The 18,132-nt window shown below is 49.8% G+C and carries 18 protein-coding genes and 1 pseudogene; 18 read left to right on the forward strand and 1 reads right to left on the reverse strand.

Annotated features, from left to right (window positions below):
• The first annotated feature begins 264 nt into the window (after positions 1 to 264).
• The 16 genes and pseudogenes from argB (at position 265) to HY879_18995 (ending at position 15,887) form a co-directional block, all read left to right on the forward strand.
• Positions 265 to 1,167 carry an acetylglutamate kinase gene (argB, locus tag HY879_18920; protein ID MBI5605411.1) on the forward strand — a complete coding sequence of 301 codons (903 nt, stop codon included), beginning with the start codon at positions 265 to 267 and terminating at the stop codon, positions 1,165 to 1,167.
• A 46-nt stretch (positions 1,168 to 1,213) separates the two neighbouring features.
• Positions 1,214 to 2,425: an acetylornithine transaminase gene (locus tag HY879_18925; protein ID MBI5605412.1), complete on the forward strand. Its 1,212-nt coding sequence runs from the start codon at positions 1,214 to 1,216 to the stop codon at positions 2,423 to 2,425.
• Between the two features lie 122 nt (positions 2,426 to 2,547).
• The gene (gene argF, locus HY879_18930) at positions 2,548 to 3,474 is read left to right on the forward strand and encodes an ornithine carbamoyltransferase (GenBank protein ID MBI5605413.1); all 927 of its coding nucleotides are present in this window, start codon (positions 2,548 to 2,550) and stop codon (positions 3,472 to 3,474) included.
• 409 nt (positions 3,475 to 3,883) lie between these two features.
• Complete coding sequence (locus tag HY879_18935; GenBank protein MBI5605414.1) at positions 3,884 to 5,077, forward strand: argininosuccinate synthase; 1,194 nt, start codon at positions 3,884 to 3,886, stop codon at positions 5,075 to 5,077.
• 63 nt (positions 5,078 to 5,140) lie between these two features.
• A complete protein-coding gene (gene argH / locus HY879_18940; GenBank protein ID MBI5605415.1) occupies positions 5,141 to 6,550 on the forward strand; it encodes an argininosuccinate lyase in 1,410 nt (469 codons plus the stop codon).
• Entirely contained in the window at positions 6,538 to 7,623 is a 1,086-nt protein-coding gene (locus HY879_18945) for a fibronectin type III domain-containing protein (protein ID MBI5605416.1), read from the forward strand. Before argH ends, HY879_18945 begins: the two co-directional genes overlap by 13 nt.
• A 240-nt stretch (positions 7,624 to 7,863) precedes the next feature.
• Entirely contained in the window at positions 7,864 to 9,120 is a 1,257-nt protein-coding gene (lysA, locus tag HY879_18950) for a diaminopimelate decarboxylase (GenBank protein ID MBI5605417.1), read from the forward strand.
• Positions 9,121 to 9,221: 101 nt separating this feature from the next.
• On the forward strand, positions 9,222 to 10,061 hold the full coding sequence (locus tag HY879_18955; protein ID MBI5605418.1) for a diaminopimelate epimerase: 840 nt from the start codon (positions 9,222 to 9,224) through the stop codon (positions 10,059 to 10,061).
• Between the two features lie 221 nt (positions 10,062 to 10,282).
• A complete protein-coding gene (locus HY879_18960) occupies positions 10,283 to 11,089 on the forward strand; it encodes a 4-hydroxy-tetrahydrodipicolinate reductase (protein ID MBI5605419.1) in 807 nt (268 codons plus the stop codon).
• Between the two features lie 138 nt (positions 11,090 to 11,227).
• Positions 11,228 to 12,397 (forward strand): LL-diaminopimelate aminotransferase, encoded by a 1,170-nt coding sequence (locus HY879_18965; GenBank protein ID MBI5605420.1) that lies wholly within the window; start codon positions 11,228 to 11,230, stop codon positions 12,395 to 12,397.
• Positions 12,397 to 12,914: pseudogene (gene folK, locus HY879_18970) on the forward strand (2-amino-4-hydroxy-6-hydroxymethyldihydropteridine diphosphokinase). The gene HY879_18965 and the pseudogene folK overlap by 1 nt, the downstream one beginning before the upstream one ends.
• Positions 12,915 to 13,099: 185 nt before the next feature.
• Positions 13,100 to 13,234 carry a YHS domain-containing protein gene (locus tag HY879_18975; GenBank protein ID MBI5605421.1) on the forward strand — a complete coding sequence of 45 codons (135 nt, stop codon included), beginning with the start codon at positions 13,100 to 13,102 and terminating at the stop codon, positions 13,232 to 13,234.
• Positions 13,231 to 13,881, forward strand: a complete 651-nt coding sequence (fsa, locus tag HY879_18980) for a fructose-6-phosphate aldolase (protein ID MBI5605422.1) — start codon at positions 13,231 to 13,233, stop codon at positions 13,879 to 13,881. The genes HY879_18975 and fsa overlap by 4 nt, the downstream gene beginning before the upstream one ends.
• A gap of 48 nt (positions 13,882 to 13,929) precedes the next feature.
• On the forward strand, positions 13,930 to 14,550 hold the full coding sequence (locus tag HY879_18985) for a lytic transglycosylase domain-containing protein (protein MBI5605423.1): 621 nt from the start codon (positions 13,930 to 13,932) through the stop codon (positions 14,548 to 14,550).
• Between the two features lie 55 nt (positions 14,551 to 14,605).
• Entirely contained in the window at positions 14,606 to 15,157 is a 552-nt protein-coding gene (gene pgsA / locus HY879_18990; GenBank protein ID MBI5605424.1) for a CDP-diacylglycerol--glycerol-3-phosphate 3-phosphatidyltransferase, read from the forward strand.
• 526 nt (positions 15,158 to 15,683) lie between these two features.
• On the forward strand, positions 15,684 to 15,887 hold the full coding sequence (locus HY879_18995; protein ID MBI5605425.1) for a cold-shock protein: 204 nt from the start codon (positions 15,684 to 15,686) through the stop codon (positions 15,885 to 15,887).
• Positions 15,888 to 16,074: 187 nt separating this feature from the next.
• Here the strand turns inward: HY879_18995 and HY879_19000 are convergent, their stop codons facing one another.
• Positions 16,075 to 16,884, reverse strand: coding sequence for an alpha/beta hydrolase (locus tag HY879_19000; GenBank protein ID MBI5605426.1), 810 nt, complete (start codon positions 16,882 to 16,884; stop codon positions 16,075 to 16,077).
• Positions 16,885 to 17,015: 131 nt separating this feature from the next.
• On the opposite strand from HY879_19000, the gene rph reads away from it, so the two are divergent.
• Both rph and HY879_19010 read left to right on the forward strand, forming a co-directional pair.
• Positions 17,016 to 17,738, forward strand: coding sequence for a ribonuclease PH (gene rph, locus HY879_19005; GenBank protein MBI5605427.1), 723 nt, complete (start codon positions 17,016 to 17,018; stop codon positions 17,736 to 17,738).
• A partial coding sequence (locus HY879_19010; GenBank protein ID MBI5605428.1) for a non-canonical purine NTP pyrophosphatase occupies positions 17,735 to 18,132 on the forward strand: 398 nt, incomplete at its 3' end. The genes rph and HY879_19010, both read left to right, overlap by 4 nt.

Below are 18,132 nucleotides of genomic sequence, written 5' to 3' on the forward strand. Positions count from 1 at the left end.
GATTTCGGAATTAAAAAAATACAAGCGAGAGGCAAGCGGGTAAAGTTCGAAAATAAAGTTGCAAGATGCAAGTTTCAAGCGGGAAAACCCTGCACCTTGATGAATTCGTAAAAAATCGTCATTCCCGCGCAGGCGGGAATCCAGGCCATTAGTAACTATTGAAAAACACTGGATTCCCGTTTCCACGGGAATGACGGAAATGGGTTCTTCCGGACTTTTTGCAGGATCATCAACCCTGCACAGTGGACTTTTTTGAAGGTGCTTATGTCGATAGATAAAAATAATAGCATTTACCTGGAGAAGGCCTCGATCCTGATGGAGGCTTTACCGTATATCCGGCGGTTTTATCATCAGACCATGGTGATCAAATACGGCGGCCATGCCATGGTGGATGAAAATCTGAAGACCGGTTTTGCCAAAAGCATGGTTCTGATGAAATACATCGGTCTCAACCCGGTGATAGTCCACGGTGGGGGCCCCCAGATTAAAAAGGTCCTGGACCAGATGCACATCTCTTCCCAGTTCGTGCAAGGAGTGCGGGTTACCGACAGCCAGACCATGGATGTGGTCGAAATGGTCCTGGGCGGCAAGGTCAATAAAGAGATCGTTCACCTGATCAATCAGCAAGGGGGCAAGGCCATCGGCCTGAGCGGCAAGGACGGCCAACTCCTCGTGGCCCAAAAAATGAAACTCTTTAAAAGCCGGGGTACTGAGGACCCGCCGGAGTTGATTGACATCGGCATGGTAGGGGAAGTGGTGGAGGTCAATACCGAGATTATTACCACGCTGGAACATCATCATTTTATCCCGGTGATTGCCCCCATCGGAGTCGGAAAGATGGGCCGAACCTATAATATCAACGCCGACCTGGTGGCCGGCAAGGTGGCCTCGGCACTCAAAGCCCAAAAACTGATCCTTTTGACCGATGTGGAAGGGGTTAAAGACAAAAGCGGGCGATTGATCTCCACGATGAAGCGCAGCGAAATCCCCGGCCTGATCGAGGATGGGACGATTAGCGGCGGGATGATTCCTAAGGTAAATTGTTGTCTGGAGGCCCTGGCTCAAGGGGTTGAAAAGACCCATATCATAGATGGAAGGGTAGAGAATGCGGTCATTCTGGAACTTTTTACCGACAGCGGGGTAGGGACGGAGATCGTCAATGACTGAGATAGCTCAAAGCTCAAAGCTCAAGGCTCAAAGCTCAAAGCGAAAGATGAAAACAATGGAATCCAAAAAAAATATTGATCAGATTGTGGAACGGGCCAGCACGGTTCTTATGCACACCTATGCCCGGACCCCGGTGGCTTTTCAAAAAGGGCAGGGATGCCGGGTTTGGGACCAGGATGGCCGGGTTTATCTGGATTTTCTGGCCGGTATCGCCGTTACGGCATTAGGCCACAGCCACCCCAGGGTTGTGGAAAGTCTGAAGGAACAGGCGGAAAAGATCCTGCATACCTCTAACCTGTATCATATAGAACCCCAGATTGCCCTGGCCGAACAACTCGTGACCCACTCCTTTGCCGACCAGGTTTTTTTCTGCAACAGCGGGACCGAGGCCAACGAAGGGGCCATCAAGCTGGCCCGTCGGTTTTCCATAGAAAAATTCGGACCCCGGAAAACGACCATCCTGTGCATGCAAAACAGTTTTCATGGCCGGACCCTCGGTTCTCTCTCGGCCACCGGCCAGGAAAAATTTCAGAAGGGCTTCGGGCCATTGGTCCCCGGTTTTTCCTTTGTCCCTTTTAACGATCTTCCGGCTTTGGATCAGAAATGGGATGATTCGGTCTGTGCTGTTTTTATGGAACCGGTTCAAGGTGAGGGGGGCATTCGAGTACCGGATCAGGATTATCTCAAAGAAGTTAAAAAACGCTGTCGGGAACGGCAGGCCCTGCTGATCCTGGATGAGGTCCAGACCGGCCTGGGACGTACCGGAACTTTATTTGCCCATGAACAGTTTGATTGCCAACCGGATATCATGACCCTGGCCAAGGCCCTGGGAAATGGTCTACCCATCGGAGCCCTGCTGACCACAGGAGAGGTAGCCCAGGCCTTCCAGCCTGGAACCCATGCGGCCACTTTCGGGGGGAATCCCCTGGTAACCGCCGTAGCCTGCACGGTCCTTAAGATCATTTCCGAAGAAGGGTTCCTGGCCCGGGTTAGACAAACCGGTGCCTATTTCAGGGAGGGCTTGAAAATATTAAAGGATGAATTCCCTCAGGTGATCGAAGTCCGGGGTATGGGACTTCTCCTGGGCCTGGCCCTGGACCGTCCGGGAAAGCCCCTGGTTGAAGCCTGTCTCGACCAGGGATTTTTAATCAACTGTACCCAGGATACGGTCTTGCGTTTTACGCCGCCGTTGATTGTTGAAAAAGAAGAAATCGATGCCTTGATAAAGGTTTTGAGGGAATTATTGCGAAAAAATTAGTATTACAGCGAATTTTTTTACTAAGGCATCCTGGATTCCCGATAAAGACGTTCGGGAATGACGAAAAAAGTGGCGCTGTAGTGCTATCCAATTGTAATAATCTATAAAAAAATGGTTGCCCGATGAAAAGAGACTTTTTAAAACTGAGCGATCTGACGGCCGTAGAAATTGAGGGCATTTGGAAAAGGGCCAGGGAATATAAGGAAGGACGGGTCCAGGATTTGCCCTTAGAGGGAAAGAATATCGGCCTCCTTTTTGAAAAACCATCCACCCGGACCCGGCTCTCTTTTGAAGTTGCTGTAGTCCAAACCGGCGGTTATCCGGTCTTTATCAGCAGCCGGGATACTCAGATGGCTCGCCATGAACCTTTGAAAGATACGGCCCGGGTTTTATCCCGCTACTTGAATGGCCTGGTGGTTCGCACCTTTGCCCAACAGACCCTGGAAGAACTTGCGCAATACAGCACGATTCCGGTCATTAATGCCCTGAGTGATCTTTTTCATCCGGCCCAGATTTTAAGCGACCTTTTTACGATATGGGAACGAAAAGATTCTTTGGAAGGGATAAAAATCGCCTGGCTGGGGGATGGAAACAATGTGGCCCATTCCTGGATTGAGGCGGCCGCTCTGTTCCCGTTTAACCTGGTGCTGGCTTGTCCGGAGGGCTTTGCACCGAATGCAGAAATTTTCAACAGGGCCGGGAGAGAGGCCGGGAAAAGGATTGTCCTGACCCGTGATCCGGTCGAGGCCGTTCGGGAGGCTTTGGTAATCAATACCGATGTCTGGGCCAGTATGGGTCAGGAGGATCAAGCGGCGGAAAGGATAAAATTTTTTCAGCCCTTTCAATTAGGTGAAAAGCTTTTATCGCTGGCCGACCCTGAATGTCTGGTCATGCATTGTCTGCCGGCCCACCGGGGGGAGGAGATCACCGATGAGGTTTTGGAAGGTCCCAATTCCGTGGTCTTTGACCAGGCAGAGAACAAACTCCATGTGCATAAGGCCTTGTTGGAGTTTATCATTGAAGGGCGAGAAGACTTCGGGGCGGCATGAAGCAGGAAAATATTTTTTAGGCTATAGGCTATGGGCAATAGGCGATGGGCAAGATAAAACGATTTTTTGGTTTTTATTCCCCTATAGTCTATAGCCTGAATCTTTCTATTTTCGAACTAAGCACTCATGCCTCTGAGGGCACCACGAAGCATGAAAAATTTCCTAAGACGTGGAGTTAGCTCGTCATTCCGGCGAAAGCCGGAATCCAGGAGGAAGAAAGCCCGTAACCTCCTGGATGCCGGATCAAGTCCGGCATGACGGAGAAGAAACAATCCTGGAAGGTAACTCCAGAGTTATTTTCATATTAAGCAGTCATGCCCATTGGGTCAACGACAAAGCATGAAAATAGATTCAAGGTCCAAGGTTTTTCATACTTGAAACTTTATTTCGTACTAAGGAGAATGGATTAATGAAGATCGTTTTAGCCTATTCAGGCGGTCTTGATACTTCGGTCATATTAAAATGGCTTCAGGAAACCTATGAGTCTGAGGTGATCGCCTTTTCGGCCGATCTGGGGCAGGAAGAGGAATGGCCGACAGTCGAAAAAAAGGCCTTGCAAACCGGGGCCGTCAAGTTCGTTGTCAAGGATTTGAAGGAGGAATTTGTCAGCCAGTATGTCTTCCCGGCCTTTCGGGCCAATGCTGCTTATGAACAGTTTTATCTCTTGGGGACCTCGCTGGCCCGACCGATCATCGCCAGACACCAGGTGATGGTAGCCGAAGCCGAGGGGGCCCAGGCGGTCAGCCATGGGGCAACCGGGAAAGGGAATGACCAGGTACGGTTTGAGTTGACTTATATGGCTTTGAGTCCCGGTCTGAAAATCATCGCCCCCTGGCGGGACTGGGATTTGACTTCCCGTTCGGCCCTGATCAGTTATGCGGAAAAGCATGGGATTCCGATTCCTATAACGCCTCAAAGGCCTTATAGCTCGGACGCCAATCTCTTACATATCAGCTATGAAGGCGGGATCCTCGAAGACCCCTGGATGGAACCTCCGGAAGATATGTTTCAAATGACCCAGTCACCGGAGAAGGCCCCTGATTCCCCTGAATATATCGAGATCCATTTTGAAAAAGGGGATCCGGTGGCCGTCAACGGCCAATCGATGAAGGCCGCTGAATTGTTATCCCATCTTAATCGCCTGGGCGGAAAACACGGGATCGGCCGAATGGACCTGGTGGAGAACCGCTATGTGGGCATGAAATCCCGTGGGGTCTATGAAACCCCTGGCGGAACCTTGATCCGCACGGCCCATCAGGCCCTTGAGACTTTGACCCTGGATCGGGAGGTAATGCACATCCGGGATTCCCTGATCCCCCGTTATTCGGAACTGATTTATTACGGATACTGGTTTTCACCGGAAAGGGAACTCCTTCAAAAATTAATCGACGAGACCCAAATGCCGGTTTCAGGGATCGTCCGATTGAAGCTCTACAAAGGGAATGTCATGGTGGCGGGGAGGAAATCGGATCATTCCCTTTATCGGATGGATTTCGCCACCTTTGAAGAAGATCAGGTTTATCGTCAAAAAGACGCCGAGGGATTCATCCGTTTGAACGGATTAAGGTTAAAGATTCAAAATCTGGTGGCGAAAAAGAATTAAGCTGAAAGCTCAAAAGATATAAGCTAAGCAAGAAATAATTTTTTCCTAATGATTAAGGGGTATATGAAGTCCTCGGTAGTTAAAAAGAAAGACACCGAAAAACTCTGGGCCGGCCGGTTTTCAGAGCCGGTTGATCCCCTGGTAGAGGCCTTTACGGCGTCCCTGCCCTATGACCAGCGGCTTTTGCCCTATGATCTGGCCGGAAGTTTGGCTCATTTGAAAATGTTGGCCGATCAGGGGATCATTCCCAAGAATGAAGCCCGGAAAATCAGCCAAGGCTTAAAGGAAATCCGAAAGGAATGGGACCAGGGGCAACTGATCTTTCCGATCGAAGATGAAGATGTGCACATGTTCGTGGAAAAGCGGTTGATCGGGAAGATCGGATCCATCGGCGGCAAGATTCATACCGCCCGGAGCCGTAATGATCAGGTGGCCCTGGATGTGCGGCTCTATCTCCGGGAAAAGATCCAGGATCTGAAAAAGGAACTGCAAGCCCTGCAAAAGGCCTTGCTCCAGAAGGCCAAGGATCAAGGGCATCTGATCCTTCCCGGCTATACCCACCTGCAGCGGGCTCAACCGGTGCTCCTCGGCCATCATTTACTGGCTTATCTGGAGATGTTTTTCCGGGATCAGCAGCGTCTGAGCGAAGTTTTGACCCGGGTCAATGTGCTGCCTTTAGGCAGTGCGGCCCTGGCCGGCACTTCCTTTCCAATTGAGCGTAATCTGGTGGCCCGGGAATTGGGCTTTAGTCAGGTCTCGGCCAATAGTATGGATGCGGTCAGTGACCGGGATTTTGTGATCGAATTTCTTTCGGCCGGGGCTATCCTGATGATGCATTATTCCAGGATGTCCGAGGAATTAATCCTTTGGTCCGGTTCGGAATTTAATTTTATCGAGATCAGTGATGCCTTTTGTACGGGCAGCAGCATCATGCCTCAGAAAAAAAATCCCGATGTCCCGGAATTGATCCGGGGGAAAACCGGCCGGGTCTATGGACACCTGATGGGCATGCTGACCGTTATGAAGTCCCTGCCCATGACCTATAACCGGGATTTGCAGGAGGATAAAGAACCTGTTTTTGATACGGTAGACACCCTGATGAACTGCACCCGTTTGTTGAGTCGTCTCTGGCCGAAACTGACCTTCAAAGCCGATTCCATGGAAAAAGCCACCGAAACAGGATACCTGCTGGCCACGGACCTGGCCGATTATCTGGTCAAAAAAGGACTGGATTTTCGGAGCGCCCACCATACGGTTGGGACCATCGTGGCCCATGCCCTGAAAAAGGGCCTGGAGTTAAAGGATATCCCCTGGTCGGTATTGAAAGGTTTTCATCCGGTTTTTGAAAAGGATGTAAGAACCGTGCTGGAGCTTCGTTCGGCTATGGACCATCGGGATTCACAGGGAGGAACGGCCCCCAAACAAGTCCAAAAGGCCTTGCGAGAGATGGAGAAGAGAATATGTTCCTGTTAGACGGATGCCGGAAAAAATTGGCGGTAAAAGTGGTTTGGGTCTTATTAATTCTCAGCCTGGTATCTTGCGGGAAAAAAGCCAATCCGGTCATCCCGGTCAAGGTCTTACCGAAAGCCGTCGATCCTCTCGGTTACCAGATCAAAGGGAAAAATCTGGTTTTGTCCTGGACCATCCCCAGTCAAAACACCGATGAAAGTCCCCTGACCGATCTAAAAGGTTTTATTCTTCAGAAGGGGGAATGGGCGACCAAGGATTTTTGTGTGACCTGTCCGGATCGGTTTCAGGAAACCCGTCGAATTGATTTGAAAGGACCGAGTGCCGTAGGCCTGAAGATCGAGGCCGACCAGGTGGAACTGACCAAAGACCAGCTCAAACCCGGACATACCTATTCTTTCCAGGTGACCGCCGTAACGAAAAGGGAACGGGAAAGTCAACCCTCAAAAATATTGAGGATTGCCTGGGATTTCCCCCTCGAGCCGCCTTCTGCCGTTCAAATCAAGTCCGATTCGCAAGGGTTGGAAATCTCCTGGGCCCCGCCCCGGTCGTTAACGGATGGAACCTCTCCCGAGGGCTTGGCCGGTTATTTTCTTTATCGACAAACAGGAAAAGGACCCTGGATGCAGGTTAATGATAAACCGCTGGAGAAACCGGTTTATGTTGATTCGGGACTTCAGGAAGGGGTCAGGTATGCCTATCGGGTAAAGGCTTTGCGCAGGATCCAGGAGAGTCTTCTGGAAAGTGAAATCTCCGAAGAAAAGAGTACGGTTTTTACCCGGACAGGACCGCCCTCGGCTGTTCAGGAATTGGTGGCCATAGGGGGGCCGAGGGGCATTCAAATCCGTTGGGAAGGGCTTGAAAACATGATTCCCAGTGGGTATCATGTTTATAAAAGGATGGAAAACGAAAAAACAGCCAAAAGGATCACCCCGGAAGCCGTGAAGGATACGATTTTTGAAGACGCCCAGGTAGTTGCAGGAAAGACCTATTATTACGCCATCAGTGTTGTCGGAATGCCCCCGGCCCTGTTGGAAGGTCCCAGGTCCAGGGAAATAAAAATAACTTATAATCCATGAGTTGAGCTGAAAGCTGAAAGCTCAAAGCACAAAGCTGAAAGCTCAAAGCTCAAAGTAAAAAAGGGGATCAATTTAGCTTTTGAAATAGCATCGGCAACCTCTCCGTCATTCCGGCGAAAGCCGGAATCCAGAAATTATTCTGAGACAGAAAGACCTGGATTCCGGCTTTCGCCGGAATGACGGAATGCGGGTTTTAGCGACTTATTACGAACTCATCAAAAATAACAGGAATAATAATTTATGCATCACTTTCACTATAAACGAAACACACTCTTTGGCGAAGCAGTATCTATTCAAGAGATCATCGATCAGGTCGGCACCCCCTGTTATATTTACAGTCGGGCAACCCTGGAGCACCATTTTAAGGTTTTCGATCGGGCCTTTTCAAAGATCCGTCATCTGACCTGTTATGCCCAGAAGGCCAATTCCAATCTGGCGTTGTTACGGCTTTTCGGGAGGCTGGGCGGCGGAAGCGATATTGTTTCCGGAGGAGAACTTTATCGGGCCTTGAAGGCCGGCATACCCCCGGAAAAGATCGTTTATTCGGGGGTTGGGAAGTCGCCGGAAGAGATCCGTTATGCCTTAAAAGAAAAGATCCTGCTCCTGAATATCGAGTCTCCGGAAGAACTGAAGGTCGTTAATGAGATCGCCGGTCAATTGAAGAAAAAGGCCCCTATCGCTATCCGGGTCAACCCTGACATCGATCCCAAGACCCATCCGTATATCTCGACCGGTTTAAAAAAGAACAAATTCGGGATCAATATCCGGCAGTCGCTGGAAGAGTATCAATTGGCCCGGACATTGCCTCATATCAACGTGATCGGGGTCGATTGTCATATCGGTTCCCAGTTGCTGGCCACCCAGCCTTTTCTGGAGGCGATTCAGAAATTAAAAAAATTGACCTCCCAATTGAAAGAACAGGGAATCGAAATCCGGTATATCGACTTAGGCGGAGGATTGGGAATCACTTATGACCAGGAGGAACCTCCTCATCCGCAGGAATATGCCCGGACCATCACCAAAGAATTAGGCGACATGCCCTATACCCTGATTCTGGAACCGGGTCGGGTGATTGTGGGGAATGCCGGAATCCTGGTTACCAAGGTTTTGTACATTAAAAAGGGTGAAGAAAAAAACTTTATCATTATTGACGCCGGTATGAACGATCTGATCCGGCCTTCCCTGTATGGTTCTTTCCATATGATCCAGCCCGTAGTTCGCCGTAACCGTTTAAAGATCCAGGCCGATGTGGTGGGCCCGATTTGCGAAAGCGGCGATTTTTTGGGAAAAGACCGGGTCCTGCCCCTCCCGAAACCAGGGGAGCGTTTGGCGGTCATGAGTGCCGGGGCCTATGGCTTTTGCATGGCCAGCAATTATAACTCCAGGCCCAGAGCGGCGGAGGTTCTGGTCCAGGGAAAGACCTTTGAGGTGATCCGGAAAAGAGAATCCTATGCCCAGTTGGTCGCTTTGGAGAAGATGCCGGATTTTTTAAAATAAATAAGAGAGCAAAGGCAATAGGCGATGGGCTATAGGCTATAGGAAATCTTCTTTTTTGGTTTATTCCCCATAGCCCATAGCCGATTGCCAGAGAAATTATAATGCCTTCAAAACCTATTCTAAAAATCACCAAGATGAGCGGATCCGGGAATGATTTTATCCTGGTCGATAACCGTTCCAGGCAGGTTCCTGATTCTCAAATGGCTGCTTTAACTAAAGGCCTGTGCCGGAGGATGGTTTCCGTCGGGGCCGACGGGATGATTTTTATCGTCCCCTCGGATCGGTATGACTTTAAATGGCGGTTTTTTAATGCCGATGGCAGCGAGGCCGAGATGTGTGGCAATGGGGGGCGATGTGCGGCCCGGTTTGCTTCTCTCAAGGGGATAACCGGCCCGGAGATGACCTTTGAAACCCTGGCCGGCCCCATCCAGGCCCGGGTAGATGGCCCTGTGGTAAAACTTCAGTTGACCCGTCCCAAAGACCAGAGACTTAATCAGCAGATCCTTGTTGACGGCCTGGTACTCCATTTTGATTTTTTAAATACCGGAGTCCCCCACACCCTTATCTGGGTGGAAGATATCGAAAAAGTGGATCCGGTAGAGGTAGGTCCGAAAGTTCGTTTTCATGAGCACTTTAAACCTGCCGGCACCAACGTGAATTTTGTTCAACTGACTCCCTCTGGACTCCTTTCGGTGCGTACCTATGAACGGGGAGTGGAAGGGGAAACCTTGGCCTGTGGAACGGGTGCGGTTGCGGCCGCCGGCATGGCCTTTTTAAAAACTAAACTGACCTCCCCGGTCAGGGTCCAGACCAGGGGGGGAGAGATCTTAACGGTTTATCTGGAAGGCAAGGCCGGACAAGCCATCGATCAAGTTTATCTGGAAGGGGCCGTACGTCAGGTTTTTGAGGGAGAAGTTTTTGAGGAAGCTTTGGACAGTTGAAAGAAGCTCAAAGCTCAAAGGAGACTCTCCTACTTTTGCTTTTTAGTTTTGATGATCCTGTAAAAAGTAAAAATTTGGTCTTTTCCGTCATTCCCGTGAAAACGGGAATCCAGTGTTTTTAAAAAGTTCGGATTAGCCTGGATTCCCGCCTGCGCGGGAATGACGACTTTCTACAAGTCCATCAGCTTTGAATTTTCAATTATAATAAAGAGGAAGGTTTTATGATCAAAACGATTATAGCCGGGGCCGGGGGACGGATGGGGGGAAGGATTGCCCAGCTTATTTCCGAAAGCCAGGAGATGATGGTCAGCGGGGCCTTTGAAAAGGCCGGCCATCCCTCGGTTGATAAGGACCTTGGAGAATGGGTAGGGGCAGGAAAGACCGGCCTGACCATTACCTCCGATCCGGAAGCAGCCATGGACAAAGGGGAAGTCGTTATTGATTTTACCTTCCATACCGCTTCCCTGGAGCATCTGCGCCTGGCTGCCGGCCGGCAGAAACCGATTGTTATCGGCAGCACGGGATTTACCGGCCAGGAGTTGGAAGAAGTCAAGGTCTTGTGTCAAACCGTTCCCTGTGTCCTGGCCCCGAATATGAGCGTCGGGGTGAATGTGCTGTTTAAAGTGGTTCGGGATGTGGCTATCGCTCTGGGGGAAGGGTTTGATATGGAGATCCTGGAGGTCCATCATAAAATGAAGAAAGATGCCCCAAGCGGTACGGCCTTGAAACTGGCCCAGATCCTGGCCCAGGCCCGGTCCCAGGACTTAGACCAGGTGGCGGTCTATGAACGCCGGGGGATTATCGGGGAACGGAAGCCGGAAGAAATCGGCATCCAGACCTTCAGGGCCGGGGATATTATTGGCGAGCATACGGTCCTTTTCGGAGGCATGGGGGAACGGATCGAGATCACCCATCGGGCCCACAATAGAGATACCTTCGCCCGCGGGGCCCTCAGGGCGGCCCAGTGGATCATCCATCAAAAGAACGGGCTTTATGATATGCATGATGTGTTGGGGCTGAAGGGATAATAGAAGCTTTTAGTTCGGAGTGATTAGTTCGGAGTCAAACATAGCAAAACCGGAACATGAACTACGGATTTTATTGTTCTCGCCGAACTCCGAACTCTTAACTCCGAACTTTAATTTCGCACTAAGTAGCGCACATTTATGGATTGGATTCAAAAGGCAGATCGTCTGAAACAGCTTCCGCCTTATCTGTTTATGGAAATTGACCGTCTCAAGGCCGAGGTTCAGACCAAAGGGGTGGATATCATCGATTTAGGGGTAGGTGATCCGGACCTGCCGACGCCGGACCATATTCTGGACCGGCTGACCCAGGCCGCCCGGGATCCCAGGAATCACCGCTATCCATCTTATTCCGGAATGAATGATTTTCGTTCGTCCGTAGCTTCCTGGTATCAACGCCGGTTCGGCGTCACCCTGGATCCTGAAAAAGAGGTGGTTACCTTAATCGGCTCCAAGGAAGGCATTGCCCATTTTCCTCTGGCCTTTCTGGACCCAGGGGATCTGGCCCTGGTTTCCAGCCCCGGTTATCCGGTCTATCATATCGGGACCCTTTTTGCCGGTGGTCAATCATACTTTTTACCCCTTTTAAAAGAAAACCGCTTTTTGCCGGATTTGTCCAAAATTCCCAGGGAGGTGGCCGGCCGGTCCAAGATCTTATTCATCAATTATCCCAACAATCCTACGGCGGCCGTGGCCGACAGAAGTTTTTTTGAAGAGGTAGTCCGGTTCGCCCAGGAAAACCGGATCATCGTCTGTCATGATGCCGCCTACTCCGAGATCGCTTTTGACGGCTTTCAACCCATGAGTTTTTTGGAAATCCCCGGGGCCAAGGATGTGGGTATTGAATTCCATTCCCTTTCCAAGACCTATAATATGACCGGGTGGCGCATCGGGTTTGCCGTAGGCAATCCCCAGTTGATCGCCGGGCTAAGTCAGATCAAGAGCAATATCGATTCTGGTGCGGCCCAGGCCATTCAATGGGCCGGTATCGAGGCCCTGGAAGGCCCCCAGGACTGCCTTTCAGAGATAAACGGGATCTATCAAAGGCGAAGAGACTTGATGGTGGCCGGGCTGCAAAAGATCGGCCTGAGAGTCGATCCGCCCAGGGCCACTTTTTATCTCTGGATTGAAAGCCCTAAAGCATATACTTCAACGCAGACCACGGTTCACCTATTGGAACAGACCGGTATTGTAACCACGCCGGGAAACGGCTTTGGAGATCCGGGGGAAGGCTATTTTCGAATTTCCCTGACCGTTCCGGAGGAACGCCTCCAGGAAGCTGTGGAGCGGCTGAACCGGGCGGGTTTTTGATGGCCGGTCATCAGGCCTTTATCGGACTCGGGTCCAACCGGGGGGATAAAAAAAAAATTGTTTGGAGGCCATTTCTTTGCTTCAAGCCCTTCCGGGGCAGGCCATCCTTAAGCGTTCCTCCTGGTATTTAACCGAGCCGGTAGGCCTGGAAGATCCGGAATGGTTTGTCAACGGGGTTGTGTTGTTGGAGACCCCGCTAACTCCGGGGGTCCTTCTGTGCCGGATGTTGGAAATTGAAAAGGCCATGGGCCGGGAACGGACTATTAAATGGGGGCCGAGGGTTATTGATCTGGATTTGCTCTGTTACGACCAGCTTATCCTGAGGGAGCCCCATTTGAACCTTCCCCATCCATTAATGGAAAAAAGAAGGTTTGTTCTGGAGCCGATGGCGGAAATCGCCCCGGATTATATCCATCCGGTTTTACTAAAGACCATGGCCCGGTTAAGGGATGAATGGGCCGGTGAAGGACAGGGTCTTATTAAACTGGTAGGTCGGGAAGAGGGAAATATCGAATAACGAAGGCTGAATTCATTTTTGGGTTTCGCCGAACGACAAACGACGAACGGTATTTTTTATATACAATTATGCTGAGATGGATTATACTATTCCTTGTCGGGTATCTGGTTTATCGGTTACTGCGAAGATTTTTATCTTCGCCGCAATTGCCGAAAAAGAACCCGCCCCAGGAAATACAGGATGAGATGGTCCAGGACCCGGTCTGTAAGGTCTATCTGCCTAAACGCCAGGCCGTAGTCTTTAATGATTCGAAGGGGGAGATGCATTATTTTTGCAGTACCCTGTGCCGGGATAAATATATTGGAAAGGATCCCCTATGAAATTTTTTATTGATACGGCCAATTTGAAAGAAATTCAAGCCGCCGTGGCCTTGGGACTTGTGGATGGAGTAACCACCAATCCCTCCCTGCTGTCTAAAGAAAACGAGAAACCACGGGAGTTGATCAAAAAGATTTGCCAGATGGTTGATGGGCCGATCAGTGCCGAGGTTGTTTCCGAAACCGCACCGGAAATGATTAAAGAAGCGCAGTCGTTGGCGAAAATTCATAATAATATTTGCGTTAAAATACCGATGACCCCGGAAGGCCTGAAAGCGGTCAAGAAACTTTCGGCCTTAGGGATTCCGACTAACGTGACCTTGATTTTTTCTCCTCTTCAGGCCCTGTTGGCAGCCAAGGCCGGTGCCAGCTATGTCAGTCCTTTTGTGGGCCGCTTAGACGATATCTCCCAGGAAGGGATGGAAACGGTTGGACAAATTGTGACTATTTTTAATAATTACGGCTTTGAAACGGAGATTATCGTGGCCTCCATCCGCCATCCGGTTCATGTCTTAACGGCTGCCTTGATGGGGGCGGATATCGCCACCATTCCGTACAAGGTACTTTTACAATTGGCCCAGCATCCCCTGACCGATATCGGGATCCAAAAATTTTTGGATGATTGGAAAAAAATTCCCCATAAGAAATAAGCCGTGACCAGAAATCTGTTAACGATTAAAACGCTGCTGGCCTTTTTCATGCCCTTCATCATTGCTGTGGGCTTCGGGATGCTCCGACCCGCGGCGGCCGATATCTACCGGTATCAGGATGAAAACGGGGTGGTCCATTTTACCAATGTACCCACCGAATCCAAATATCAACTCTACTATAAGGAGGTCCAGAAAGGCCAGCCTCCACCCCCTGCCAAAGAGAATCGAAAAAATATTTCTTCAAAAACACCTACTTTGGCCAACGCCCCTTTTATCAACAACCATATCGACGAGGCCTCACAGCAATACGGGATCGACCCAAAATTGATTCAGGCCGTCATTCGTGTGGAATCGAATTTCGATCCCCAGGCCATTTCCCCCAAGGGGGCCCAGGGATTGATGCAACTCATGCCGCAGACCGCCAGAGACCTTCAGGTATCCGACCCTTTCAGCCCCAGAGACAATATCGAGGGGGGGGTGCGCTACCTGAGGCATTTATTGGACCTGTTTAACCAGGATGTGTCTTTGGCCCTGGCGGCTTATAATGCCGGGCCGGAGAAGGTGAATCTCTACCGAGGGATTCCGCCCTACTTAGAGACACGCAGTTATGTTCAAAAGGTCCTGCAGATTTATCACCGTCTCAAAAATCAACTCCTTTCAAGCCGGTAGAATAAAGTCCCCGGTAAAATAAAGCCTATTGATGACCCCCTCCAATCCCCCGATTTTGAATATATCCAATTATCTTACTTTTTTGAGGATAATTTCCATCCCCTTTGTCTTGATCCCCCTGCAATCCGAAAACCCGAATTCCAGTCTGTTGGCCGCCGTCATTTTTACTTCGGCTTTTGTTACCGATTGGTTGGATGGTTTTGTGGCCCGAAAGAAAAACTTAATTACCAAGTTTGGAAAGATTTTAGACCCTTTGGCCGACAAACTGCTCATCGGATGTTCCCTGATCATGCTTATCGGAATGGATAGGATTGAGGCCTGGATAGGGGTTTTGATTATTGGAAGAGAGATTGCAGTGACCTGGCTTCGGGCCATGTTGGCCGCTAAGGGACACATCCTTTCTTCTTCCTGGTGGGGGAAATATAAAACCTTTTTTCAAGCCCTGGCTTTAATTCCCCTGATGATTCATTACCCTTATTATTCGATTGATTTCCACTTTTGGGGTGTTCTCATACTCTGGATTGCTTTGTTCTTAACCGTCTGGTCCGGTCTGTTGTATTTTATACAATATTATTCCATCCTGATGGATAAAGGGGCCAAAGCCTAACCAAAAATTTCTCTGTTGCGGGTTGCGGGTTGAGAAAATATAGGCTTTCGTATCAGTTTAGCTTTTTCAAAAAGCGTCGACAATCACTCCGTCATTCCGGCGAAAGCCGGAATCCAGAACCTATTCTAAGATGAAAAAACCCTGGATTCCCGTTTTCACGGGAATGACGTGCAAGAAAGTCCGAATTTTTAGACCAGGGCTCGAATTTTTCAAAGGACTGAATTATTGCAGGCTTTCCTCTAATAACGCGTAACATGCAAGGGTAACCCGTAACAGTGGAAATGGGAGAAATAAATTTGCAGATTGCGGGTCTGAGAATCTAAAGAATCAGCCATTGCATGGCCTGTTTTTTTGTATTATTTTTCCTTGACTTTGCAGTCAAGACCGTTTTATCATCACCGATCAGTTGTACAAAGTTTGTGGTACGTGAAAATGGTAGTAACCAGTAATGCTTTTGTTTGTCTGGTTCTTTCCGGCCGGAAGCTGTTACAACTTAAATGTTATGGTGGAGAGGGGGTGAGTTGTAATGGCCAAAGGCCAGGTCAAATGGTTCAGCGACCGAAAGGGGTACGGTTTTATTTCCCAGGATGATGGCAGTGACGTGTTTGTTCATTTTTCAGCAATTAAAGGAGACGGATTTCGCACTTTGCAGGAAGGGGAAAAGGTAGAATTTGAGGTGACCCAGGGTCCAAAAGGACTCCAGGCCGCCAATGTAATAAAAGCGGAATGATCCGATGGATGGAAAGGGCTGTGCAATAGGGTTCGCCCCTATTTTGCAGCCTTTTTTTATTGGCAGGTTTTTTTGTTCGGAGCAGAAGCGCTCTCGGCCGGAGGCTGACCCACAGCGGGTCGTTAATGGTTGCTTGTTAAAACGAGGTACCAGTAACGAATAACAAAGGAATTTAAAGTAGTTTTGGTTAATCTTTTCCCCGGGGCTTCAGGCTGTTGGCAAAACGGGCGATCGTATTAAAATATTCCCTTCCGCAACGCATCAGGATGTCGTTATGACCGGCCCTTGGGATGATGATCATTTCTTTCCGCCTGGCCCCGGAATTTTTTAACAAGACATCGGCTTCTGGCATGGGGATCAATTCGTCAAATTGGGCGTGAAGGATCAGGGTGGGTTTGGTGATATGGGAAATCTTTTCGAAATTTCGAAAACCGTCTTTTTCCTGAAGCCCAAGGCCTTCAACCGGTATCCCGATTAATTCCAGGAGGGGAAGAGAGTGGGCAAAGCCGCTTTCAATAATAAGCCCCGCTATTTTTTCCAGGCGCTTCGAAGCAATCTCAATGGCCGGTGCGCTGCCCAGGGAGCGACCCATGATCAATAAAGGTCCGCGGCGCCCTCTTTCTTGAATCCATTCATAAACAAGATCAAATAAGACCAAGGCATCGGTGAGTAAGGTGCCCAGGGATGGCATGCCCTGGCTCTTTCCATATCCCCGATAATCCATGGCCAGAAGGCTCAGGCCTAACTGATTATAAAGGACTCCGGCCTCATCGTAGTCGGATGCGATTTCCCCATTGCCATGAAAAAACAGAAGATGGGGTCCGGCGGGATCGGAAAGATAAAAGCGGGCTCCGACCTCTGTATCGGGGGCCACTTTGAACAGATGGTCCTCGGCTCCGGCCGGAGGGGAATCACTGAAATCCGGGCGGGGATGAAAGATCAGGGCATTTATTTCCGGTAAATCAAAAAAGGAAAGGGGATTAAATGGTTCTGACATTGTTTCTCCTTTGTATGATAGGTTAAAGATAGCGGTTAGCTTAAAAATGTCAAGAGTCATTTTTAAAAATGCTTGACAGAGAGTGTCGGGCATGATTAGTTATCCCATTTTACTACAGAGGAGAAAAAGATATGCGTCTTAATGGTCGAAAACCCGATGCCTTGCGTCCGGTCCGCATCATCAGAAATTACATAAAAAATGCCGAGGGTTCGGTCCTGATCCAATTGGGAGAGACCCGGGTTATTTGTACGGCCTCTCTCGAAGAGAAGGTCCCCCCTTTTTTAAGAAACAGCGGCCGGGGATGGGTCACGGCCGAATACGCTATGCTGCCCCGGTCCACCAAGACCCGGACCACCCGAGAATCCACCCAGGGCCGGGTTGGGGGACGGACCCATGAAATTCAACGCCTGATAGGCCGGTCTTTACGGGCCGTGATGGACCTGACGGTGATTGGAGAGCGGACCTTCTGGATCGATTGTGATGTGATCCAGGCCGATGGGGGTACCAGAACGGCCTCCATTACCGGGGCCTATGTGGCGTTGCACGATGCAGTCGAATATCTTCGAAAACAGGTGTCCATCCCGAAAAATCCGATTATCGACTCTGTGGCGGCCATCAGTGTCGGCGTGGTGGAGGACCAGATTTGCCTGGATCTGAATTACGAAGAAGATTCCAAGGCCGAGGTGGATTGCAACTTTGTCATGACCGGCAGCGGTAAGTTTATTGAGATTCAGGGGACGGCCGAAGGGCAACCCTTTTCCAAAGAGGCTTTTGAAAGGATGACGGCCCTGGCCACCCAGGGCATCGAGAAGCTGACCGCCATTCAACATCAGGTCCTTAATCCAACCGCATGATTTTAGTCCTGGCTTCCAAAAATCAGGGGAAAATAAGGGAGATTGAAACCTCCCTGGTCATCCCGGCTCTGACTTACAGGTCATTAAACGATTTTCCCGATCTCCCGGAAGTTATTGAAGATGGATCTTCTTTTCTGGAAAATGCTCTTAAAAAAGCCAGAACTATATCGGAAAGCCTCCATCTGCCGGTATTGGCCGATGATTCAGGGCTGGCAGTGGATGCCTTACAAGGTGCTCCGGGGATCTATTCGGCCCGGTTCGCCGGGGAGCGGGCCACCGATCAGGAAAATATTGAAAAACTCCTGTTTTTATTAGATGGGGTTCCGGAAACAAAACGGACTGCCCGCTTTGTTTGCCTCCTGGTCCTCTATTTTCCTTCGGGGGAGTGGTTTCA

Source organism: Deltaproteobacteria bacterium (assembly GCA_016219225.1).
Taxonomy (GTDB): domain Bacteria; phylum Desulfobacterota; class RBG-13-43-22; order RBG-13-43-22; family RBG-13-43-22; genus RBG-13-43-22.